Annotated in this window: 16 protein-coding genes; 6 read left to right on the forward strand and 10 right to left on the reverse strand. The window is 66.2% G+C overall.

The genetic code is table 11. The annotated features are described in order from the left end of the window. Window positions 1-5 precede the first annotated feature (5 nt). From DIE23_RS12225 to DIE23_RS12235, 3 genes are read left to right on the forward strand one after another with little or no spacing between them, the layout of a single operon-like run. The gene (locus DIE23_RS12225) at window positions 6-878 is read left to right on the forward strand and encodes a polysaccharide deacetylase (protein ID WP_124612350.1); all 873 of its coding nucleotides are present in this window, start codon (window positions 6-8) and stop codon (window positions 876-878) included. After that, window positions 875-1,783, forward strand: a complete 909-nt coding sequence (locus DIE23_RS12230) for a polysaccharide deacetylase (RefSeq protein WP_124612351.1) — start codon at window positions 875-877, stop codon at window positions 1,781-1,783. Before DIE23_RS12225 ends, DIE23_RS12230 begins: the two co-directional genes overlap by 4 nt. Further along, complete coding sequence (locus DIE23_RS12235) at window positions 1,780-3,168, forward strand: MmgE/PrpD family protein (RefSeq protein ID WP_124612352.1); 1,389 nt, start codon at window positions 1,780-1,782, stop codon at window positions 3,166-3,168. Before DIE23_RS12230 ends, DIE23_RS12235 begins: the two co-directional genes overlap by 4 nt. Window positions 3,169-3,184: 16 nt before the next feature. Here DIE23_RS12235 and DIE23_RS12240 read toward each other — a convergent pair whose 3' ends face one another. From DIE23_RS12240 to DIE23_RS12260, 5 genes are all read right to left on the reverse strand, one after another. Further along, window positions 3,185-3,922: an OmpW family protein gene (locus tag DIE23_RS12240; protein WP_124612353.1), complete on the reverse strand. Its 738-nt coding sequence runs from the start codon at window positions 3,920-3,922 to the stop codon at window positions 3,185-3,187. A 139-nt stretch (window positions 3,923-4,061) separates the two neighbouring features. Further along, the gene (locus tag DIE23_RS12245) at window positions 4,062-6,032 is read right to left on the reverse strand and encodes an acyl-CoA synthetase (RefSeq protein ID WP_124612354.1); all 1,971 of its coding nucleotides are present in this window, start codon (window positions 6,030-6,032) and stop codon (window positions 4,062-4,064) included. Next, entirely contained in the window at window positions 6,029-6,985 is a 957-nt protein-coding gene (locus DIE23_RS12250) for a fumarylacetoacetate hydrolase family protein (RefSeq protein ID WP_124612355.1), read from the reverse strand. Before DIE23_RS12250 ends, DIE23_RS12245 begins: the two co-directional genes overlap by 4 nt. 33 nt (window positions 6,986-7,018) lie before the next feature. After that, window positions 7,019-8,089 (reverse strand): VOC family protein, encoded by a 1,071-nt coding sequence (locus tag DIE23_RS12255; protein ID WP_124612356.1) that lies wholly within the window; start codon window positions 8,087-8,089, stop codon window positions 7,019-7,021. A 12-nt stretch (window positions 8,090-8,101) separates the two neighbouring features. Continuing rightward, window positions 8,102-9,793 carry a bifunctional 3-(3-hydroxy-phenyl)propionate/3-hydroxycinnamic acid hydroxylase gene (locus DIE23_RS12260; RefSeq protein ID WP_124612357.1) on the reverse strand — a complete coding sequence of 564 codons (1,692 nt, stop codon included), beginning with the start codon at window positions 9,791-9,793 and terminating at the stop codon, window positions 8,102-8,104. Between the two features lie 137 nt (window positions 9,794-9,930). Here DIE23_RS12260 and DIE23_RS12265 point away from each other — a divergent pair, with 137 nt between their 5' ends. From DIE23_RS12265 to DIE23_RS12275, 3 genes are all read left to right on the forward strand, one after another. Then, on the forward strand, window positions 9,931-10,695 hold the full coding sequence (locus DIE23_RS12265; RefSeq protein WP_124612358.1) for a TetR/AcrR family transcriptional regulator: 765 nt from the start codon (window positions 9,931-9,933) through the stop codon (window positions 10,693-10,695). 268 nt (window positions 10,696-10,963) lie between these two features. Further along, complete coding sequence (locus DIE23_RS12270) at window positions 10,964-11,143, forward strand: hypothetical protein (protein WP_124612359.1); 180 nt, start codon at window positions 10,964-10,966, stop codon at window positions 11,141-11,143. A 74-nt stretch (window positions 11,144-11,217) separates the two neighbouring features. Further along, window positions 11,218-11,532, forward strand: a complete 315-nt coding sequence (locus DIE23_RS12275) for a helicase (RefSeq protein ID WP_124612360.1) — start codon at window positions 11,218-11,220, stop codon at window positions 11,530-11,532. 100 nt (window positions 11,533-11,632) lie between these two features. On the opposite strand, the gene DIE23_RS12280 is transcribed toward DIE23_RS12275, so the two are convergent. The 5 genes from DIE23_RS12280 to DIE23_RS12300 form a co-directional block, all read right to left on the reverse strand. Continuing rightward, complete coding sequence (locus DIE23_RS12280) at window positions 11,633-12,349, reverse strand: carboxypeptidase regulatory-like domain-containing protein (RefSeq protein WP_124612361.1); 717 nt, start codon at window positions 12,347-12,349, stop codon at window positions 11,633-11,635. A 54-nt stretch (window positions 12,350-12,403) separates the two neighbouring features. Beyond that, the gene (locus DIE23_RS12285; protein WP_124612362.1) at window positions 12,404-14,728 is read right to left on the reverse strand and encodes a YjbH domain-containing protein; all 2,325 of its coding nucleotides are present in this window, start codon (window positions 14,726-14,728) and stop codon (window positions 12,404-12,406) included. An 894-nt stretch (window positions 14,729-15,622) separates the two neighbouring features. Then, a complete protein-coding gene (glgA, locus tag DIE23_RS12290) occupies window positions 15,623-17,119 on the reverse strand; it encodes a glycogen synthase GlgA (protein ID WP_124612363.1) in 1,497 nt (498 codons plus the stop codon). A 9-nt stretch (window positions 17,120-17,128) separates the two neighbouring features. Next, window positions 17,129-19,108 (reverse strand): 1,4-alpha-glucan branching protein GlgB, encoded by a 1,980-nt coding sequence (gene glgB / locus DIE23_RS12295; protein ID WP_124612364.1) that lies wholly within the window; start codon window positions 19,106-19,108, stop codon window positions 17,129-17,131. Beyond that, complete coding sequence (locus DIE23_RS12300; RefSeq protein WP_124612365.1) at window positions 19,080-20,723, reverse strand: alpha-glucosidase; 1,644 nt, start codon at window positions 20,721-20,723, stop codon at window positions 19,080-19,082. Before DIE23_RS12300 ends, glgB begins: the two co-directional genes overlap by 29 nt. Between the last annotated feature and the right edge of the window lie 20 nt (window positions 20,724-20,743).

The following is a 20,743-nucleotide window of genomic DNA, read 5'->3' on the forward strand; positions in this document are numbered from 1 at the left end:
GAGCGATGACGGACCTGGCTCCCCGCTGGCCGGACGCGAAGCGCGCGTGCGTCGCGCTCGCGTTCGATCTCGACGGCCCGACCGGCGACGCGATGCTGAACGGGTCGATCTGGCGCAATCCCGCGTATTTCACGCTCGGCAGCTACGGGCCGTGGCGCGCGCTCGGGCGGCTGCTCGACATGCTTGCGGCGTTCGGCCTGCCCGCGACGTTCTTCGTGCCCGCGTGGGTCGCGCGGACCTGGCCAGCGCAATGCGCGGCAATCGTCGAGCGCGGCCACGAGATCGGTTATCACGGTGTCCGGCACGAAGCGTTCTGGACACTCGAGCCCGGGCGGCAGCGCGAGATCATGGCGCAGTCGGCCGACGTCTTCGCCCGCACGCTCGGGGTACGGCCGGTCGGGTTCCGCACGCCGTCCGGCGACTGGAGCGAGGCGACCGTGGCGGTGCTCCGCGAAGCGGGCGTGCGCTATTCGAGCTCGATGCGGGGCGACGACCGTCCGTACCTGCTGCCCGGCGCGGACGGCGAAGCGCCGCTCGTCGAGATTCCCGGCCGCTGGGAGACCGACGATTACGCGTCGCTTGCGTATCACCGCAACCCCGACTATCCGGCCGGGCTCGACCGGATCGCCGGCTACGAGGCGACGCTCGACAACTGGACGCGCGAATTCGACGGCATATACCGCGAAGGGCTGTGCCTGACGACGCTGCTTCATCCGAAAGTCTGTGGCAAGCCGGGGCGTATCGCGCTGCTGGAGGCCTGGCTCGGCCACATGTGCGCGCAGGATGGCGTCTGGTTCGCGCGCTGCCGCGACGTGGCCGACTGGTGGCTCGCGCGGCACGCGCACGGCGCGCAACCCACGCACCGGAGCAACATGTGAAGACACCACATTCCTGGCCGGGCGGCGCGCGATGCGCGGTCGCGATCACGGTCGACTTCAACGACATTCATGGCATCCAGACACGCGAGCCGCGCATCGTCGGCCGTGAAAAATCGCTGTCGGTGTGGCGCTACGGCGCGGCGCGCGGCGTCGACCGGCTGCTCGCGGCGTTCGACGAATTCAGCGTGCCGACGAGCTGGTTCGTGCCGGGCCGCGTCGCGCAGACGCATGGCGACGCCGTGCGCGCGATCGCTGCCGCCGGTCACGAGCTCGGCGTGAGCGGTTTTCGCTGCGAGGATTTCGACGCACTGCCGCTTGCCGCGCAGATCGAAGCGTGCCGCGCCGGGCGGGCGGCGCTCGCGGACGTGACCGGACGCCGCGCGGAAGGCTTTCGCTCGTTCACGGGCAACTGGGCCGACGGCTTCGCGGACTTTCTCGTGGCGGAAGGCTTCACGTGGTCGTCGTCGTGGCGCGGCGACGACTTGCCGTACCTGCATCCGCGCGGCGACGGAGGCACGGCCAACCGGCGGCTCGTCGAACTGCCGCTGCACTATGAACTCGAGGACGAGCCGTACTTCGAGTTCAACCTGTCGCCGCCGGTGCCGGCCGGCCAGCCGCGCATCGCCGCGTACCGTGACGTGCTCGACAACTGGCGGCGCGATGTCGACGGGTTTCGGCGCTTCGGGCTGTGCTGCGTGCTGCGCCTGCATCCCGAGATCATCGGCACGGCGGGGCGGATCGACCTGCTGCGTGCGCTGCTCGCGCACCTGCGCGACGCGGGCGACGTCTGGTTTGCGACCGGGCGTGACGTCGCGCGCTGGTGGCGCGAGCAGGTGAGCGCCAACGAGCCGGGCCATCCGGTCGATGTATTTGCACGCTGCGTGGCAGAGGAGTCGGCGCGATGACGATGGAGACTGAAACGCGCGCCACCTGGCTCGCGACGTTCGTCGCGCAAACGCCCGCCGCCGCCGTGCCTGACGATGTCGTCGCAAAGGCCAGGCGTCATGTGCTCGATACGTTCGGTGCCGCACTGGCTGGAACCTCGGCCGTCGAGACCCGCAGCGCGCGTGCGCTGACCGGCGCCGTCCCGCATGGCGGCGCGTCGCTGTGGGGCACGCAGTGCCGGGCAGGGGCGCGCGACGCCGCGTTCGTCAACGGGATCGCCGCACACGCGCTCGAGCTCGACGATGCCGGCGGCTGCGATCATTCGGGTGCCGTCGTGCTGCCGGCCGTGCTCGCCGCGCTGTCATGCGCGGGCAGCCCCGTGACCGGCCGGGAATGCGTGACGGCGATCGTGCTCGGCTACGACGTCGGCCGGCGCGTGTTGGAAGCAGCCGGCGGCTACTCGGCCCACAACGGTGCCGGCTGGCACTCGACGCTCAGTTGCGGCGTGTTCGGCGCGGCGGCCGCGAGCGCACGCGTGCTCGGACTCGACGCCGCGCGCACGCGCGACGCGCTCGGCCATGCGGCAAGTTTCTCCGGCGGTCTGTGGGGCTTCATCCACGACGGTTCGCAGACGAAGCGGCTGCATGCCGGCCGGGCGGCGGAAGGCGGCGTGCTCGCGGCGCTGCTGGCACGCGAAGGGGTGAGCGGCCCGGCCAGGGTGTTCGATGACGTGTGGGGTGGCTTCTTCAACACGTTCGCCGCACAATCGCATGCGCCCGACGAATTGACCGACGGCCTCGGCGCGCACTGGAAACTGATGCGCTGCTCGATCAAGCCGCACGCGTCGTGCCGCAGCGCGCATGCGGCGGTCGACGCGACGCTGCAGCTTGCGGACGGTCGCACGTTCGAGGCCGGCGAGATCGAGCGGGTGGTCGTGCGGGCGAGCGCGTTCGTGGCCCGAATGTGCGGCGGCCGCGACCTGTCGACGCTGTCGTCGGCGCAGATGAGCCTGCCGTACGCGGTGGCGGCGGCACTCGCGTACGGCGACACGGGGATCGGCGTTTATCGCGACGACCGGCGTACGGATTCGCGCGTCACGGCGTTGCTCGCGCGTGTCGCGATCGAGGTCGATCCCGCGCTGGGCGATCTCGACGAGCCGACCGTGATCCTGCATCGCGCGGACGGGCGGCGGGAATCGCGTCACGTGCCGATCGCGCTCGGCGATCCTCGCCATCCGCTATCCGATACGGCGCTGCTGGCGAAGTATCGTGCGCTGGCGGGCATGGCGCTCGAGCACGCGCAGGTCGAGGCGTTGAGCGACACGTGCCTGTCGCTGGAGCGGTTGGCGGACGCGCGGGTGCTGAACGTGCTGCTCGCCGGGGATGCGGAACGGTGCCGATCGTGATTTCCGGGCGGATCCGCTAGAACGTATAAGCGACGTTCAGGAAAACGCTAAGGGGATTGAGCCGGAGCGTCGATTTGGAAACGATCTGCGTCCCGGTCGCGGTCTGTCCGTATAACGTGAGGTTGGTCTTCACCGGCATGTAGTTGACGGATGCGCCCACAGACCAGTGCTTTGTCATCGCGTAGTTCGCCCCGAACTCGAACACAGGATTCCACGATGCGCCGAGTGTCGCGCGCACCGAGCCGCCCGGCCCAAAGCTATCGGAGATGAACCGGCTGTTGGTGGCACGAACCTGAGTGAACCACGTATAGTTCGCGCCAAGTCCCACGTACGGACGGAACTTCGACCCGGCCGAGAACAAGTGGTATCGAAGTTCGACTGCGGGCGGCATCGGCCGTGTCGTGCCGAGCACGCCATACTTCTGTAACGTCCCGTCGCCAATCAGATTGACTTTCAGTGGCATTCCCAAAAGCATCGCGACACCCAGATTGTCGGTGATGTAGTACTCGGTGGTGATTCCCAGCGTATCCGTCGAACTGGCATGTGCCCCTGTGCCGGCCAGTTGCTGATTCACCGTTACGCCGCCGACACTTTGAACGGTGAGGGGCGTTGCGTCGCCCTGTGGGGCGATGTGCAGCCATCCTGCCGAGGTTGTGATGCTTCCGGCCGTCTGCGCATGTGCAATTCCGGCAAGCGAAGCCGAGCAGATACAAACCGCCACGCCTCCGACACTCATTGTCCGCCTGAAATCCATCTTGTGTCTCCTCTGTCTCGATCCGTTTCACGAATGGCAACTAATTTGGATATCAAATTTAATGCGACGATCTGCCCTGGACGTTGGCGATATCCAGGCTAGCCGCGCGCCTTCATCGCCGCAGAGCTGTCGCTGTCGGTCAGGATCGCCGTATTGATTGCCCGGCGATCGAGATCGAGAACGCAAACGGAAAACGCCCCAGCACCGAGCGCGCCGCAGTCTCGAGGGCGGGGTCGCTCAACTCGACCGAGACCGACATTCCGCCCGAATGGTCGATCGTGACGTCAATCGATGCATCGGGGGCGCCGCCCTGGGCCAATGCGACGCGGAGCGCGTCACCTGTCTCGCGGCGCTTGAGTTCTGGCTTGAAGATCTTGCCGACGCCCGTGAGCGGGATGGCTTCCACGATTCGGACGTGCTTGGGCAGCGCGGCGCGTTCGGCAATTTCCTGTTGCATGAACGCTGTCAGATCGTGCTCCGTCGCGCGCATACCCGGCTTGAGCTGGACATACGCGACCGGCAGCTCACCGGCATGCGTATCGGGACGCCCGATTGCCGCGGCGATCTGGACCGCCGGATGTCGATGAAGCGGCTCCTCGATCGCCGCAGGGTCGATATTGTGCCCGCCCCGAATGATCAATTCCTTCTTGCGGCCGGTCAGCCAGAAGTAACCGTCGACGTCGCAGCGGCCGAGGTCGCCGGTGTTGAGCCAGCGCTTGCCGTCGCCGAGATCGAGCCACAACGCCCTGTTCTGATCCGGACGCATGTAGCCGGTGAAAACGTTCGGCCCGGAGATGACGAGCAGCCCCTCTTCGTTCACCGTGCAATCACGCAGATACCGTCCCGCGTCGTCCACGACGACCGTTTTCATCGCCTGGAACGGGATGCGAAGCCCGATCGATCCCAGCCGGCGCTCGCCGGTCGTCGGATTGACGCTGCTCACGCACGTTCCTTCGGTCAGACCGTAGCCTTCGAGAATCCGGATGCCCGTTTTTTCCTGGAAAGCCCTGAAGACGCCGACCGGCATCGGCGCCGCACCGCACAGGCCGTATTCGAGCGAGTCGATGGCATGATCGTCGACAGGAATGTCGAGCAGTGACGCATAAAGTGTCGGGACGCCACTGAAGAAATTGACGTGATGATGCTCGACGATTTCCCAGAAACGTTTGACGACACCGTCGCCGCGGTAACCCTGCGGTGTGCCGAGCACGACGTGAGCGCCGCGGGAAAAAGGCAGCAGGCCGGTCACCATCGCGGCATTGACGTGAAAGAGCGGCAATCCGCAGAACGTCGTTTTGCCGGGGCCGATACTGTCGCCGAAGAATCGGCTGGCGCTCCATGCATTCGCCACTTCGTTGCCGTGGCTGCGCATCGCGATTTTCGGCAACCCTGTGGTTCCCCCGGTACAGAAGAACGAGGACATGTCGCCGGGTTGAAAGCGGCGTGCGTTGTCGAGCGCCGTACCGGATTCCTGCGCAATTGCCGTACCGAAGTCGTGGATCTGGATGTGTGCAGGAACCGCGCGGCGCAAACCACTGTCACCGTGCAGTTTCAGGCAGGCGTCGCGCTGCAGCATTCGGGCCGCTGATTGCGCCGTGCCCCGCACACGATCGGCCGGATCGACCAGCACGAGATGCCGAAGCGGCTCGACGTCGTGAAGGATCTCCGCGACTTTCTGCCAGAGATCGGTCCCGGGAAAGGGCGCGAGCGTCACGAGTACGCTGGCACCGGCCGCGTTGAGCAGATTGCCTATCGCTTCGCCTTCGAGCAGCGGATTGATGGCACATACGATGCCGGCCGCCTGCCCGCCCCAGATCACGAAATGTGTCTCGGGAAGATTGGGCAGGACATAGGCGATCACCGAACGCGCGCTCACGCCGAGGCGCGTGAACATGTTGGCCGTGCGCGTGATGTCACGGACCAGCTCGCGATAGGTCCACCGCTCGGCGTCCCGGTGCGCGTCGGCGGTCAGGAAAAAGGAGAGGGCGGGGGCGGACGGATCGATGGCCGCACCGGCGCAAATCATCTCGTACGTGCTGGCGGGGAGGTCCGGCGGAAGGCCCTGCGCTTCGATCGCCAGCACGTCGTCCTGGGTCGCGATGCCGTTCATGCTGCCTCGTCCACGATCTCGTTACGTTGCACGCCCAGATCGATCGCTCCGTCACGGCTCGCGATCCGAGCTTCGACGATGTCTCCGGCCTTCAGGTACTGCGCGCGTCCCGCTTGCACCTTCATGAACATCTTCCATTTCACGGATTCGGGAAATAGCGCCACGGCCCGTTGCTTGAGCGGCGACGGGATGCTGAGTGCGCAGCCGGCCGGCGTACCGGTCGCGAGCAGGTCGCCGGCGCGCAGGTCGTGCACGCCCGACAACTCGGTCAACGTTTCCGCCGGACCATAGACGAGGTTCGATGTCGAGTCCCGCTGACGTACCGCGCTGTTGACGGACAACGTCAGCTCCAGCGCCTTCAACTTCGGGAAATCGTGCGGCTCGAGCAGGCACAGGTACGGGCCGACCGGGCCGAAGGTGCGGTAACTCTTGCCCTTGTAGAACTGCATCTGCGGGATCTGCACGTCGCGCGCGGAATAGTCGTTGACGATCGCGATGCCGGCCACGTATTCGTGCAGGTTGGCGTCCGTCACCGGCTGGTGCCGCGTGATGTCGCGCTTGAGCACGAGCCCGAGCTCGATCTCGTAGTCGAGAAACCGCACGTGGCGCGGCTTCACGACGCGCGAATCGGCCGCGACGATGCAGCTCGGCGCCTTCGTGAAGATCATGTTGAACCGCTTCGCGTCCGGGTCCATGCCCGACTCGATCATGTGCTGCCGATAGTTCGCGCCCTGGCAGACGAACTGCTGGTTGGCCGTCACGGGCGGCAGCCACTGAACGTCGGATTCGGGAATGGACGGGCCGTCGATCATTGCGAGTCGCTCGACCGGGTTGGCCGCGAGAAAGCTTGCCGTGGTGGCGAATTCGCCGGGAATCGGCGTGACGGCGCCGTTGGCGACGACACCCCATTGGGCGCGGCCGCGGTGTCGGAAGTGCAGGACGTGCAGTGGCATGGATTTTCTCTCGTGAATCGGTGAACGGTGAAATCAGGCAAACAGCTTCGCGAGCGTGACCAGCTTGCTCAGCGTCAGATCGGGGCTGCGGCGCAGGTTGCGCAACAGGGCCGCAATGCTGGCCGGTGTGAAGCGCGGCTTCGTGAAGCTGCGCGGCATGACGGGGCCCCATTGCGCCATGGCTTCGCGGCTGACCGGATGGATGCCCGTCGGTTCGTCCGCGGTGAACAGGTCGCCGTCGCAGTAGTGTTCGTGCTTGGCGCCCCACGGGTCTTGCCAGTAATCGAAGATCTGGCTGCCGAGAATGTGCCGCCCGATGCCCCATGCATGGGTCCAGCCGCTGTCGCGCAGCATGCGCTGTCCCATGCCGAGCGCGTCGGTGTCGATCACCTCGAACGCACTGTGGCTGTAGGTCGACACGAAACCCTGCGCGAGCGCGAGCGTGTGATGGTCGGCCGGCGTGTCGCCGCGATCGAGCCGCATGAACGCCACGGCCGGCGAGCCGTCCGGCAGCACCTGGACATCGCTCGGGATGAAACCGAAATGCCGCGTGTACCACGCGCACGTTTCCTGGAAGTCGGCGATCTCGAGCACGACGTGACCGAGTCTCACGATCTCCGGCGGCGTGGCGGGCGGCCGCTGCGTCTGGTTGATGCGAACGCGCGCATCCACGGAATTGAACCCGAGCGGCGCGCGGTGCGGCAGCGCGGGCACCCGCGCCAGGCCGGCCACCGCATCGACGCGGAAACCGGCGGGATCGACGAGCCGGACGCGATCGCCGCCGCCCGGCCATTCCGATGGTTCGATGCCGGACGCGCCGGGCACGCCCGTCAGCGCGTCGAGATCCGCGCGGCTGTCGACCTGGAGCCCGAAACCGACGAACGCCGGCTTCCGCGCACGGCGCACCACGTAGCAAAAGCCGGACGCGCCCGTGGCGCGCAACAGCAGCAGGTCGGCATCGCGCGATGCGGTTCGCAGTCCGAAGTCATTGAGAAAATGTTCGGCCTCGTCGAGATCGGGGCGCTCGAAGATCAGATAGGCGAGGGCGGCGGCTTTCGTCGTGGGACGCGGATGACGGGCGGGCTGGGCGGTGGTGAGTTTCATGGCGATGGGAGCTCAAGAGGGGCGGACGACGGATGCAGCGGGAGAGGGCATGGCACGCGGCGCCACGCCGAGCAGCAACAGGCTGTCGCGCACGATGCGGCTGACGTCGGCTGCCGGCCCGTCGTGGACGACGGTCTTGTCGGGGCGCACGACGGCAACCCAGCCAACGGGCGCCATGCCGGGAAGGAAGGTGCCGTCCAGGTCTTCCCAGCCCTCGCGGCCGCCGGCATCCAGACGTTGGCCGCGGTGCGCGATCTGCACGATGGTGCCGCCGGCGCACGCGAGTGCGGCCGCGGCGTCCGCTGCGAGCCCGACGCGCGGGTCGCAGCCGAACCCGACCAGCGTGCAGCCGCTGCCGAGCACGTCGTCGCTCAGGCGTACCGTGCCGTCGGATCCCCTCAGCCATCCCTGCGAGAGCGCCGCGCCGCGTGTGAGCCTTGCGCCCGAGCGGCCGCGCACGAACAGGCCCATGCGAAACGCGTTCTGCGGCTTGATGCGCAGTTCCTCGAATTGCGTGCGCAGCACCGGCACGCAGCGCAACATGCGCATCAGCCCGTGCGTGGCGAGCGCCACGGCAGCGTTGCGCGGCATCACCAGGCGCCCCATGAGCTTGGCGAGCCGGATCATCGCCCGCGCATGCGGCCGGCGTTCCGCGTCGTACGTTTCGAGAATGCGCGGATCGGCGCGGCCGAGGACGACCCACGCCAGTTTCCAGCCGAGGTTGGCCGCGTCTCGCAGCCCGGCGACGAGCCCCTGGCCGACGAACGGCGGCGTGATGTGCGCGGCGTCTCCCGCGAGAAAGACCCGGCCCTTGCTGAACGTGTCGACCGTGCGCGCGTGGAAGCGGTAAACCGCCTTTCGCTCGATGGTGATGTCGTCGACGTTGCCCCACGGCGCGAGCAGTTCGCGAATGCGCGCGTCGGACTCCATCTCGTCGCGGCGCTCGCCCGGGTGCAGCATGAACTCCCAGCGTTCGCGCGCGCCGGGCGCGACCATGTGCGGGGTCGGGCGGCGATGATCGCAGATGAACTCGACATGGTCGATCGGCCGCGGCACGTGACGCGCATCGACGATGAGCCAGTCCTCGGCGTAGGTCTTGCCGTTGAACTGCTGGCCGATCAACTGACGCACGCGCGAACTCGCACCGTCCGCACCGACCAGGTAGCGGGCACGTACCGCGTGCGTGTGCCCGCTCTCGTCGGTCAGCGAGGCAACGACCCCGTCCTGCTCCTCGACGAAACCCTCGAACGTCATGCCGAGCGCGACGTGCACGTTGTCGCAGCCGCGCAGCCGCTCGCGCAGGCAGCGCTCCAGGTCGGGCTGGTAAAACGTCACGAGTTTCGGATGACCGTCGAGCGTGCCGAGCGTATCGATCCGCCCGAATTCGCCGAGTGCGGGCGAGCGCATCCGGACGTACGGAATCGCGACCGTTTCGAAATCGTGCTCGTCGACGCCGGCCATCTGCAGGATGCGCAGCGCGTCGTTGTCGAGTGCGATGGCTCGCGGTGCCATGAAGATGTCAGTCGCCTTGTCGATCACCATGACCTTCACGCCGTGGCGCGCCAGCAGGTTCGCGAGCGCGGCGCCGACCGGCCCGAACCCGACGATCAGGATGTCGGTCGCCGATGGCAGCCCGCGCCCGTCGGCCGACGGTGCCTCGCCTGCGGCGCGCGAATGCGCGCCCGTTGCTTCAAATGTCTCCACCGTGTCTCCATTCGTCTGTCGATCGCGGTTGCGGCGTGCGATCGGATACCTTGAATGACATTAAAGTCATAGTTGATAACTTTGTCAATGTAGACATTTGAATCTATACTTCGACGCACATCAGAACCGGATCCGTCATGTCGAACCCACCGAAACGCCGGGCACCGAAACGTGCTGCCGCCGAGCCTCCCGTCACCGCCGATGTCGATGCGCCGGTCGCCGAAGAGCGCGAGCCGCGCGGCGCGCGGCGCAAGCGCGAAACCCGTGGCCGTCTGCTCGAGGCGGCGCTGAAGCTGATGGCCGAAAAAGGCATGGAAGGCGTGGCGATCAACGAGATCACCGAGGCCGCCGATGTCGGCTTCGGTTCGTTCTATAACCACTTCGAATCGAAGGAAGCGATCTACGCGACGCTCGTGGAAACGGTATTCGAGGAGTTCGCCGATTCGCTGGATCGCTTGGCGAGCGGGCTGTCCGATCCCGCGGAGATCATTTCGGTGGCGGTGCGGCATACGCTGATGCGGGCGCGACGCGAACCGGTGTGGGGCCATTTCCTGATACGCGAAGGGTTTTCGGCGCGCGTGCTGACGCTCGGCCTCGGCCAGCGACTGCTGCGCGACATCGAGCGCGGCATCGCCGCGCAACGCTTCGTCGTTGCCGATCCGTTCATCGGCTTCCTGTCCGTCGGCGGCACCGTGCTCACCGCGATCGCCGCGGAACTCAATTTCGTCGCCCCCGGCGCGCCCGCTGCCGACGTGCTCGCAACGCTCGGCTTCAGCGGCGAGCACTTTCCGGAACGAACCGCGGCCACGCTGCTGCAAACGCTCGGGCTCAAGCGTGCGGAAGCCGAGAAGATCGCGAGTCGGCCGCTGCCTGCCGTCGAGCCTGCGGACGCGACGCGGTGATGCTCTCGGGCGGCCGGATGCTGGCCGTCCGAGAGCATTTATTTGACATAATGATTATTATCAATAAAATAGGGTCGGTGTCGTAATTAGCTTCGCGCCAGCCGCGCATGCCAGTTTCCGGCTACGTCGAGATAATTTGCCTTTGGGCGCAACCGCTTTCCGCGGCCGGAATTTGTGCAGCAGCCCGTTGCACAATTACCGTGGTCGCGAGGCAAGCATGACGAGACGCGCAGCTGCGTTTGTATGCGGGAAAGCCGCTCGAGCCTGGATGGTGCGCAACGTATCGACCATGCCGATCGAGTCGGCGGCCCATGCGAGCGCCGGCAACGCCGTGACGAATTTCGCCAGCCTTATCAACGACTGGATCGCTTTTGGGACGCGCGATCGGCGGCTCGCGCGGTTAGCGGAACAATTCGGGGTTCTCTACTTATCGCCTGATCTGCATTGAGGGAAGCCAGTACCTGTTCCAACTCACGTTCCGTAGCAGCGTTAGAATAGCGCCCCTTCTCATGGGAGACGAAAATGTCCTGGTTCGTTTACGAAGTGCCCGAATATCACGAAGACGCTGCGCGCATCGAGCCCTTCAGCGACCTGCGTAGCCGCGTGCTGAAAGTCGGTGGCCCGGCCATGGCCGAAGAACTGGAAAGCGTTCGCGAGAATGCCGCGGCGACAGCGGACACACCCGAGCGTCCCCTGCGTACTCCGGAGAATCCGCATGTCTTTCCGATTCCTTACGCCGAGTCGATGATTCTGGTCGGATTCATCTTCGATCTGGAACGCGAATTCCGGCAACTGGTCGTGTCACCCGTGGAAATGCCCTGGCTGAAAGACGCGTAAAAGGCGGTCGGAGCGGAAGGTAACGGTCGCGAACCGCGTGGTGGGCAACCCGCCGGATGTGAAACCGCGCGCACGATGCCGCGCGCGGCTTCGCTCGCCGTTACGCCGGGTTGCCGCTGCCGCCGGTGCCGCCGGTGGGCTTGCCAGCTGCCTTGCCGGCGTCGCCCACCTTGCCGAGCAGCGTCGCAGACGGCTGGCCGTTTCCTCCGAGCGCGCCCTTCGATTTCAGCGCTTCGAGGTCCGAATCCTGACCGGCCTGGCCGGGCTTGAACGGCGTTGTCAGGAACGCGGACGTCGACAGCGTGACGCCGGTTTCGTTCTTGATGGTCTGGACAACCCCATTCGCCGCAGCCGCAATGTCAGCGGGGTTCGTCAACGCGCTTTGATACGTCGGATTGGACGCCAGGCCCGCCAGCAGCCCGTTCAGGTCCGTGCCCAGCTGCCCCGCCAGATAGGTCAGCAGCAGTTCGGTCAACGGCGTCACGTTGAACGTGCCGCCGCCGCTCGCGAACGAGTGCAGCGTGGTCGTCCCGTTCGTGCCGGTGATCGTGCACGGCCCCGCGAGCACGAACGTGACCGAGAACGCGCCGTTCGCGTCGGCCGTGCCCGAACCGTTGCCGGTCGCGCACACGATCGTGATCGCCGCGTTCGCCATCGCTGCGCCGGTCGCGGCCGTGCCGCTGATCGTGGCCGACGACGCGTTCGAAGGCGTCGTGCTTGAACTGTCGCCACCTCCGCCACATGCCGCGAGCGTGCCCGCGAGCGCAAACGTGCCGACTTGCAATGCCCTCAGTGCCGCTTTCTTCATCGTCTTCATCGATTTTCTCCGTTAGGTCAACTCGATTTTCCTGAGGACTCTCCGGTCCCTCGATCATTGAATGCTTGCCTCGCGCGCGGCCGTCGGCTGCGCGCCTTCAGCCGGCAGCGCCGCCTCCGTCGCGGGCGGCGCCACGCCGGCGGAATGCGCGTAGCGCTTGTACGCATCGCGCATCCGGTAAAGCTGCGTCGCGAAGTACTCGGCGCTGAAGCGCCCCTGGTTGAGCAGGAACTGTTGCGCGTTGTAGGCAAAGTCGAGATTCTCGGCGCCGTCTTGCGCGAGATAGTTCGACGATCCGACACGCGTGCGGAAATTGAGCGAGAACTGCTCGGGTCCGTTGATCTGCACGATCCCCGGCTTCATGCCCTGGCGCGGCGTCAACGGGAAACTGACCGACGCGCCGACGAACGAGCCGTGGCCGCTGTGCCATCCCTGCACGCTGAACGACACGTCGTCGAACCAGCGCGTCAACGTGATCAGCGGGCCCTTGTCGCCACCGACATAGCGCGCGACGCCCGCCTCGATCCACATCTTCCACGCGGGCTCGACCCACCGGTACGTGAGCAGCGCGTTCTTCTCCGCCGGCAGCGCATCCTTGCCAGGCTCGTGATGCAGATAAGCGAGCTTCAGTCTCACCACGTCGGGACGGCCGGGTACGAACGCGGTCGTCTCGTTCTCGACGCCCAGGTACTGGAGGTCGAACTTGCCGAGCGCGGTCACGTTGAAAACGCGCGGCGCAATCCAGAAGCTCTGCACGAGCGCAACGGTCGACAGCCCGCCGCGCAAGCGGTATTGGTCGTAGACGCGGCCGTTGTCCATGTTCTTGCTGTTCGCGATCGGCACGATCACGCTCGAATACAGTTCCGCGCCGCGCCACAGCGGCACGAAGCCCTGGATTTTTGCGCCCACGGAGTAGTCGAAGTTGCCGTACTCGGTGCCGTAGAGGTAGCGCGTGACCGGCGCGATCTGGATCCGTACGAGCCCATGCGCACGGGCATTGCCCACCCACGCGATCGAATCCGCATCGTGCGTCGGCCGCGTGCGCATCGACAGCGACGCGCCGGCGGCGGTCGACGCGCCACCCGCGACGAAGCGCGCGTAGTCCGCGCGATCGACGCTCACCTCGCCCACCGGCTCGTTCGCCTTCTTGATCACGACGCGCACGGTCTCGACGCCCTTCGGCGCGTACTGCGCTGCCGCGCCGAGCGCGATGCCCAGCGCGTCCGCCTCGTTCTGGTTGTAGCGGTGGTTTTCGTATTCGACGACGAGATCCGCGCCCGCCATGCCGGCGCGCACGCGCTCGAGTCCGGCGTCCGTCAGCGCGCGCACGATCCTGTCGAGCGCCGCCGGGTCCGGCGCCGCGTCGACTGCCGGCGCGGCGGTCCGAACGAGATCGGGCGGCGTGTGAAGCGACGGCATGACTCGATCGTCGCGTGACGCGTCCGCCGCCGCAGGCGTGGCAGGCTCGATCCGCGTGAATGCGCTGAGCGGCGCGAGCGCGGCCGCTGGTCGCAGCGTGTCGTCGTCCGCTGCGCGCGCGTCGTCCGGCGCCGATGCGCCTGACGCGGCAACCGGCGCGTCGCCGCACAAGCCATCGCCGCAACGCGCGGCATCGAACCGCTTGCCGAGCGGAATCTGCACGCCGATCGAGAACGACGTGCGCGGCGCGATCCCGTCCGTATGCCTCAGCGAGCGCGTCACGGTGCCCACGAGGCTCGCGTCGGCCAGCCACTTGATCGGCGGCGACTGGAAGCGGATGCCCGCATAGGGCGTTTTCGAATCGTGCTCCGCCAGCAGAGACAGGCCCGTGTGCCACAGCCGAAGCTCGGCGCCGCCGAACACCCCGTCGAGCCGGTCGCCGTGCCCGTAGCCGACCGTCAGCGTCGCGGGCCCGAGCACTTGCGATACGACACCGTAGGTGGACCGGAAGTAATGCGTTTGCCCGCCAACGTCGTTGATGCCGATCGCGATGTCCGGCTGGTATGTGAAGAACTTCGGAATCGAGACCTTTGCGTTCGCCATCAGATGCCGAAGCACGATATGGTCGTAGCCCGGCACCGTCGTGCGTACGTCGCCTGGATAGTTCGCCAGACCGCCGGATATCTCCACGTGGGGAAACAGGCCGATCGCGCCCCAGACGATGTCCGAACTCGTCGTCTGCCTCCCGAACCGTGGATCGATGTAGTTGTTGTATTGCCCCTCGAATGTCCCTTCAGGCAGCGTGAAACCGTATGGAATCAAGAGCCCGCCGGACTGCCCCAGCGATGTCAGCACCGGCGTGCCCGCCGCACCAGCCGGCAGGGAAAATGCCAACGCTGCGCCCAGGGCAATCGCCGCCGGCTTGTTCGTGGTCGCGCTCGCACGTAGCTTGATCATCATCGGTCGTGTACTTGATTGTTCGTATCTTGTGTGGCATCCGACATCGCCGAACGTCGACACGCACCGCCGCGGCACTGGCATCGCTCGTGGCCGTGAACGCCCATGCGGCGACGATGCGATCGAAGATCCATCACGATCCTCCACCCAACCCCGTCCCGCGGAATGGCGCTTCGCCCGCTTCGCCGGCGACGCACCGGCATGCGTAACTCCGATCGCTGTCGCACGCCGACCACCTGGCACCGGGATCGACACATGGCAACGCTCCCCCAACATCGCGCGCCCGTCAGTGATTTGGCGCGCCCATCTCGTCCTGCCGCGTGGACCGTTCCAGAAGCGATTCGCTCGCGCAATCAAGCCCGGTGACCGTAATCGGCACCGGATTTCGTCAAGATTATTTCATTCGCATGACTTAATAATTAAACCTGCTTTCACCCCATGCTCACGCGTCCGGCGATCGGGCCGACGCCGTGCAGTACACGTCCGCGGGCAATCGTGACATTCAGACGTGCGCTTCCCATGGGTTCGCACGTCTCGCTCCTGCATTACCGATCGTTACCTATATGCGAGTAAGTCTAATGGAAACCGGAAGCGCGATCTGCGCCTGATTCTTGATCAAATCCGACAAATTGAGTCGGCGGAAATAAGCATGCCCGAGCGCGCGAACGGGATCGTCTGTCGCTTGAACACCCGATAAACCAGTATCGAATCAATCGCTTGATGCGTGCGCGCGCACGACTGATGGTCGGCGCGGCAATACGAGACGGAGAGCGACGGGACACGCGCTGCGCGCGATAGATGCCTGCGCAAGGTCATTCAGGACATGGCGGACGGCCTCGCGTAACCGCAACGAGCCGCGTGCATCGCGCGCGCCGCGCCGGCCTCTCGCGCGGTCCCTCAGGCTGCCTGCCTGGTGCGGACCTGCCGATCGGCGGGGACGAGCTGCCGGTATACGGACATCAGCTTCATCGCCGAATCGTTCCAGCCGAAGCGCGCGCGCATCGCGCCTTGCTGGACGCGCGCCCAATCCTCGTCACGTTCATACAACACAAACGCGCGGCGCAGTGCCGCGTCGAGCGCCACGCCGTCGAATGCATCGAACACGAACCCCGTCGCCGAGCCGTCCGCGAGGTTTTCGAGCGAACAATCGACGACGGTGTCGGACAGCCCGCCCACCCGTCGAACGAGCGGCAGCGTGCCATAGCGCAGGCCGAACAACTGCGTCAGCCCGCAGGGTTCGAAGCGCGACGGCACCATGATCACGTCGCTGCCGGCGATCACGCGGTGCGACATCGCTTCGTCGTAGCCGATCACGACCGCGACTGCATCCGGCTGCGCCGCCGCCGCGGCTTTGAACGCGCGTTCGAGGTCCGGGTCGCCGCTGCCGAGCAGCACGAACTGGCCGCCTCTGCGGACGATTTCCGGAAGCGCCTGCAGCGCGAGCTGCAACCCTTTTTGCTCGGTGAGCCGGCTGACCACGCCGAACAGCGGCGCCGCCGGACGCATGCTCAGTCCGGCGAGCTGCTGCAACGCTGCCTTGCACGCGGCCTTTCCGGTCAGCGCGTCCACGTCGTAACACGCGGCCAGATGCGGATCCGACGCGGGAGACCAGATCGTCTCGTCGACGCCGTTCAGAATCCCGTGCAGATCGGCGGCGCGATGATGCAGCAGGCCGTCCAACCCGCATCCCTGTTCGGCGCCCTGGATCTCGCGCGCGTAAGTCGGGCTGACGGTCGTGATCTTGTCGGCGTAGTACAGCCCGGCCTTGAGAAACGAAAACTGGCCGAAGAACTCGGCGCCATCGATGTTGAAAAATGCGCGCGGCAATTCCGTTTCGTCGAACAGCTGTGCGGGGAATATGCCTTGATATGCGAGATTGTGAATCGTGAACACGCTGCGCGCGGCGTGCGTGCCTGTCTGAGCTTCGCCCGAGCGCAGATACGCGGGCGCGAGCCCCGCGTGCCAGTCGTGGCCGTGCACGATGTCCGGACGCCAGCTCGGATCCAGCCCGCTCGCGATGCGTGCAGCGAGCCATCCCAGCAATGCGAAGCGGCGATGATTGTCGAGATACGGATGCTCGTGCGGATCGCTGTACGGGCCGCCGGGCCGGTCATACAGCGCCTGCGCATCGATGAAGTACACGACGACACCGGTGCCCGGCAACACGCCGCGATGCAGCGCGAGCGCGTCGGCACCGAAGCGCGGCCCCGGCTTCGCGACGATGCGGCTGTCGGCGACGCCGTCGCGGATCGCGGGGAAGCCCGGCACCAGCAGACGCGCGTCGCATCCCAACGCGTTCAGCGCGCTCGGCAGTGCCGCGGTGACGTCGGCGAGACCACCGGTCTTGAGCAACGGATAGACTTCGGCGCAAACGTGTAGCACGCGCATGAGCATTCCTCTTTGTCAGGAGTCGAGCACCAGCATGACCGTCGCGAGCGGCGGCACGGCGAGCGCCAACGACACGGACCGCCCGTGCGACGCGATCGGGTCCGTGTGCAGCGTGCCGTTCGCGACACCGCTGCCGCCGTACGCGGTGTCGTCGGTATTGATGATCTCGCGATACCGGCCCGCACACGGCACCCCGATCCGAAAGCCATCGCGCGGTATCGGCGTGAAGTTGGACACCACCAGCACGAAACGGCCGTCGTCGGCGGTGCGCATGAACGAAAACACCGAACGGTCGCGATCGTCGACCCCGATCCACGTGAAGCCGCGCGGCTCGAAACTGGCCTGATACAGTGCCGGATACCGCCGCAGCGCGTCGTTAAGGTCGCGCACGAGCCGTTGCACGCCTCGATGCAGCGGGTGCGTCAGCCGCTCCCAGTCGAGGCTCGCATCGGCGTTCCATTCGCGCACCTGCGCGAATTCGTTGCCCATGAACAGCAGCTTCGCGCCGGGATACCCCCACATGAAACCGTAATACGCACGCAGGTTCGCGAAGCGCCGCCATTCGTCTCCTGGCATCCGCGACAGCAACGAGCCCTTGCCGTGCACGACTTCGTCGTGCGACAGCGCAAGCACAAAGCGTTCGTCGAACGCGTACAGCATGCCGAACGTCATTTTGTCGTGGTGGTACCGGCGAAACAGCGGATCCTCGCTCAGATAGCGCAGTGTGTCGTGCATCCAGCCGAGGTTCCATTTGTAATGGAATCCGAGCCCGCCTTCGTCGATGTCGCGCGTCACGCCCGGGAAGCTCGTCGATTCCTCGGCGATCGTCACGGCTTCGCGACGCTCCGCACGGATCGTCCGGTTCGTGCGACGCAGGAACGCGATCGCCTCGAGGTTTTCCCGGCCGCCATGGCGATTCGGAATCCATTCGTGCGCGGGGCGGCTGTAGTCGCGGTACAGCATCGATGCGACCGCATCGAAGCGCAGCCCGTCGACACCGTACCGCTCGATCCAGTACAGCGCGTTGCCGGCCAGGTAGTTGGCCACCTCGAGCCGGCCGTAGTCATAGATCAGCGTGTTCCAGTCCCGATGGAAGCCCTCGCGCCGATCCGCATACTCATACAGGCAGGTGCCGTCGAACCGTGCGAGCCCATGCGGGTCGTCCGGGAAATGCCCGGGCACCCAATCCAGCAGCACGCCGATACCGTGCGCGTGCGCCGCTTCAATCAGATAGCGAAAATCGTCCGGCGTGCCGAAGCGGGCGGTCGGTGCGTAGAGCGCAGTCGGCTGGTAGCCCCACGAGCCGTCGAATGGATGCTCGCTCATGGGCAACAATTCGATATGCGTGAAGCCGAGTTCCTTCACGTACGGAATCAGCGTCACGGCGAGTTCCCGATACGTGAGCCAGCCGCCGCCATCCGACGGCTGGCGCCGCCACGAGCCCGGATGCACTTCGTAGATGCTCATCGGCACGCCCGGCGCATTCGCATGCGCGCGCACCGGATCCGGCCGGCAAACCGGCGGCAGGCCGTGCACGATCGACGCGGTGCCGGGACGCAGTTCCGCGCGAAACGCGTAAGGGTCGGCCTTGAGCAGCCGATCGCCATTGCGCGCCTGGATCTCGAACTTGTAGAGCGCCCCTTTCGCGACATGCGGCACGAAGATCTCCCACACGCCGCAGTTGTGGTATTGCTGCATCATCTGGCGATGGCCGTCCCGGCCGTTGAAGTCGCCGACCACGGAGACCCGGCGTGCGTTCGGCGCCCAGACCGCAAACCTGACGCCGTCGATCCCGTCCTGCGCTACCGGATGCGCGCCAAGCTTTTCATAAGGACGAAGATGCGTGCCCTCGGCCAGCAGCCACGCATCGAGTTCGCCAAGCATCGTCGGGCTCGATGACGCCGGTGGACACTCGGAACGGCCAGCGGACGTCTCGTCGCGCACGTTGTCGCCGCGCGCCAGACGATCAGCGTGCATCTTGCGCATGCGTGACATGACCGATCCAGGCGGTGTGGGGCGCGAGTGTCAGGCATCTGCCCGCGAGCGACGCGCCGGCAAGCCCATGTCCGTCGCAAGGCCGTGCGCTCAGGCCGTCCGGCAGTGGCCAGCGCTGCGCGGTACCACCGAGATTGAAGACGAGCAGCCGCCGGTCGGCACCGGCTGCGCGCTCGAACGCGAGGATCGGCTCGGGCGCATCGAGGAAGCGGATGCTGCCGTCGCGTAGCGGTTGCTGAAGGCGGCGCCATGCGAGGAAGTGCCGGAAAAAATTCAGCGGCGACGCCGGATCCGCGTGCTGCAAGTCGACCGCTTTCGACGCGTGCTCGTCCGGAATAGGCAGCCACGTATCGGACGACGAAAAGCCGCAATGCGGCTCGGACGCGCGCCACGGCAACGGCGTGCGGCAACCGTCGCGCCCTTTGTTTCCTGGCCAGAACTCGATGCCGACCGGATCGCGCAGCTGTTCGTACGGAATCCGGGCTTCGGTAAGGCCGAGCTCCTCTCCTTGATAGACGCACGGCGTGCCGCGCAGCGTCGCGATCAGCGTGAGGACGAGCTTCGCGAAGTCCGGCCCGGCGTCACGGCCGTCGCCCCAGCGGGACACGACGCGCGGCACGTCGTGATTGCTCGCCGACCAGCACACCCACCCTTTCCCGCCGTGCTCGGCCAGCCTGGCCTCCATGCGTTCGACGGTGCCGCGCACGTGCGCCGCCGAGAATTCGGGCGTCAGCAGATCGAAGCTGTAGGTCATGTGCAATTTGTCGCCATCCGCCGTGTACCGCGCCATCGTGGCGAGCGCGTCGTCGTCGCCGACTTCGCCGAGACCGACCGCACGGTAATCGTCGAGATGACGCCTGAGCCGTTTCAGGAACGTGAGGTTCTCCGGTCGGGTCTTGTCGTAGCGATGCCGCTGCATCGCATACGGATTGTCGACCGACGTGGGCGACGGCGGCGCTGCCACCACGGGTGGATTGTTGCGCAGGCGCTTGTCGTGGAAATGGAAATTGCACGCATCGAAACGCAAGCCGTCCACGCCGCGATCGAGCCAGAAACGCACTTCGTCGATCATTTGCCGCTGCACGTCCGGATGATGGAAGTTCAGATCCGGCTGGCTCGCGAGAAAGTTGTGCAGATAGAACTGGCGCCGCCGTGTATCCCACTGCCACGCCGGGCCACCGAACACCGACAGCCAGTTCGTCGGTGGCGTGCCGTCGGCGCGCGGGTGCGCCCACACATACCAGTCCGCGCGCGGGTTGTCGCGGTCGGCGCGGCTTTCGGCGAACCATGCATGCTGATCCGACGAGTGACTCAGCACCTGATCGACGATGACCTTCAGGCCGAGCGCGTGCGCCCTCGCGATCAACCGGTCGAAATCGTCGAGCGAGCCGAACTGCGGATCGACATCCCGATAGTCCGACACGTCGTAGCCGAAGTCCTTCATCGGCGACTTGAAGAACGGGGAAATCCAGATCGCGTCGACGCCGAGCGCATGGATGTAGTCGAGCTTGCCGGTCAATCCGGGCAGATCGCCGACGCCATCGCCGTTGCCGTCCGCGAAGCTGCGCGGATAAATCTGGTAGATCACGCCGCCCCGCCACCACGTATCGGACATCTGGTGCGCTCCAGTTGGGC

Source organism: Burkholderia sp. Bp9143 (assembly GCF_003853645.1).
GTDB lineage: Bacteria > Pseudomonadota > Gammaproteobacteria > Burkholderiales > Burkholderiaceae > Burkholderia.

What these genes read in the sequence shown, in the direction of transcription:
- DIE23_RS12225 (WP_124612350.1), top strand. Translation starts at nt 6, where the DNA reads ATGACGGACCTGGCTCCCCGCTGGCCGGACGCGAAGCGCGCGTGCGTC.
- DIE23_RS12235 (WP_124612352.1), top strand. Translation starts at nt 1,780, where the DNA reads ATGACGATGGAGACTGAAACGCGCGCCACCTGGCTCGCGACGTTCGTC.
- DIE23_RS12240 (WP_124612353.1), bottom strand. Translation starts at nt 3,922, where the DNA reads ATGGATTTCAGGCGGACAATGAGTGTCGGAGGCGTGGCGGTTTGTATC.
- DIE23_RS12245 (WP_124612354.1), bottom strand. Translation starts at nt 6,032, where the DNA reads ATGAACGGCATCGCGACCCAGGACGACGTGCTGGCGATCGAAGCGCAG.
- DIE23_RS12250 (WP_124612355.1), bottom strand. Translation starts at nt 6,985, where the DNA reads ATGCCACTGCACGTCCTGCACTTCCGACACCGCGGCCGCGCCCAATGG.
- DIE23_RS12255 (WP_124612356.1), bottom strand. Translation starts at nt 8,089, where the DNA reads ATGAAACTCACCACCGCCCAGCCCGCCCGTCATCCGCGTCCCACGACG.
- DIE23_RS12265 (WP_124612358.1), top strand. Translation starts at nt 9,931, where the DNA reads ATGTCGAACCCACCGAAACGCCGGGCACCGAAACGTGCTGCCGCCGAG.
- DIE23_RS12270 (WP_124612359.1), top strand. Translation starts at nt 10,964, where the DNA reads ATGGTGCGCAACGTATCGACCATGCCGATCGAGTCGGCGGCCCATGCG.
- DIE23_RS12275 (WP_124612360.1), top strand. Translation starts at nt 11,218, where the DNA reads ATGTCCTGGTTCGTTTACGAAGTGCCCGAATATCACGAAGACGCTGCG.
- DIE23_RS12280 (WP_124612361.1), bottom strand. Translation starts at nt 12,349, where the DNA reads ATGAAGACGATGAAGAAAGCGGCACTGAGGGCATTGCAAGTCGGCACG.
- DIE23_RS12285 (WP_124612362.1), bottom strand. Translation starts at nt 14,728, where the DNA reads ATGATGATCAAGCTACGTGCGAGCGCGACCACGAACAAGCCGGCGGCG.
- glgA (WP_124612363.1), bottom strand. Translation starts at nt 17,119, where the DNA reads ATGCTCATGCGCGTGCTACACGTTTGCGCCGAAGTCTATCCGTTGCTC.
- glgB (WP_124612364.1), bottom strand. Translation starts at nt 19,108, where the DNA reads ATGTCACGCATGCGCAAGATGCACGCTGATCGTCTGGCGCGCGGCGAC.
- DIE23_RS12300 (WP_124612365.1), bottom strand. Translation starts at nt 20,723, where the DNA reads ATGTCCGATACGTGGTGGCGGGGCGGCGTGATCTACCAGATTTATCCG.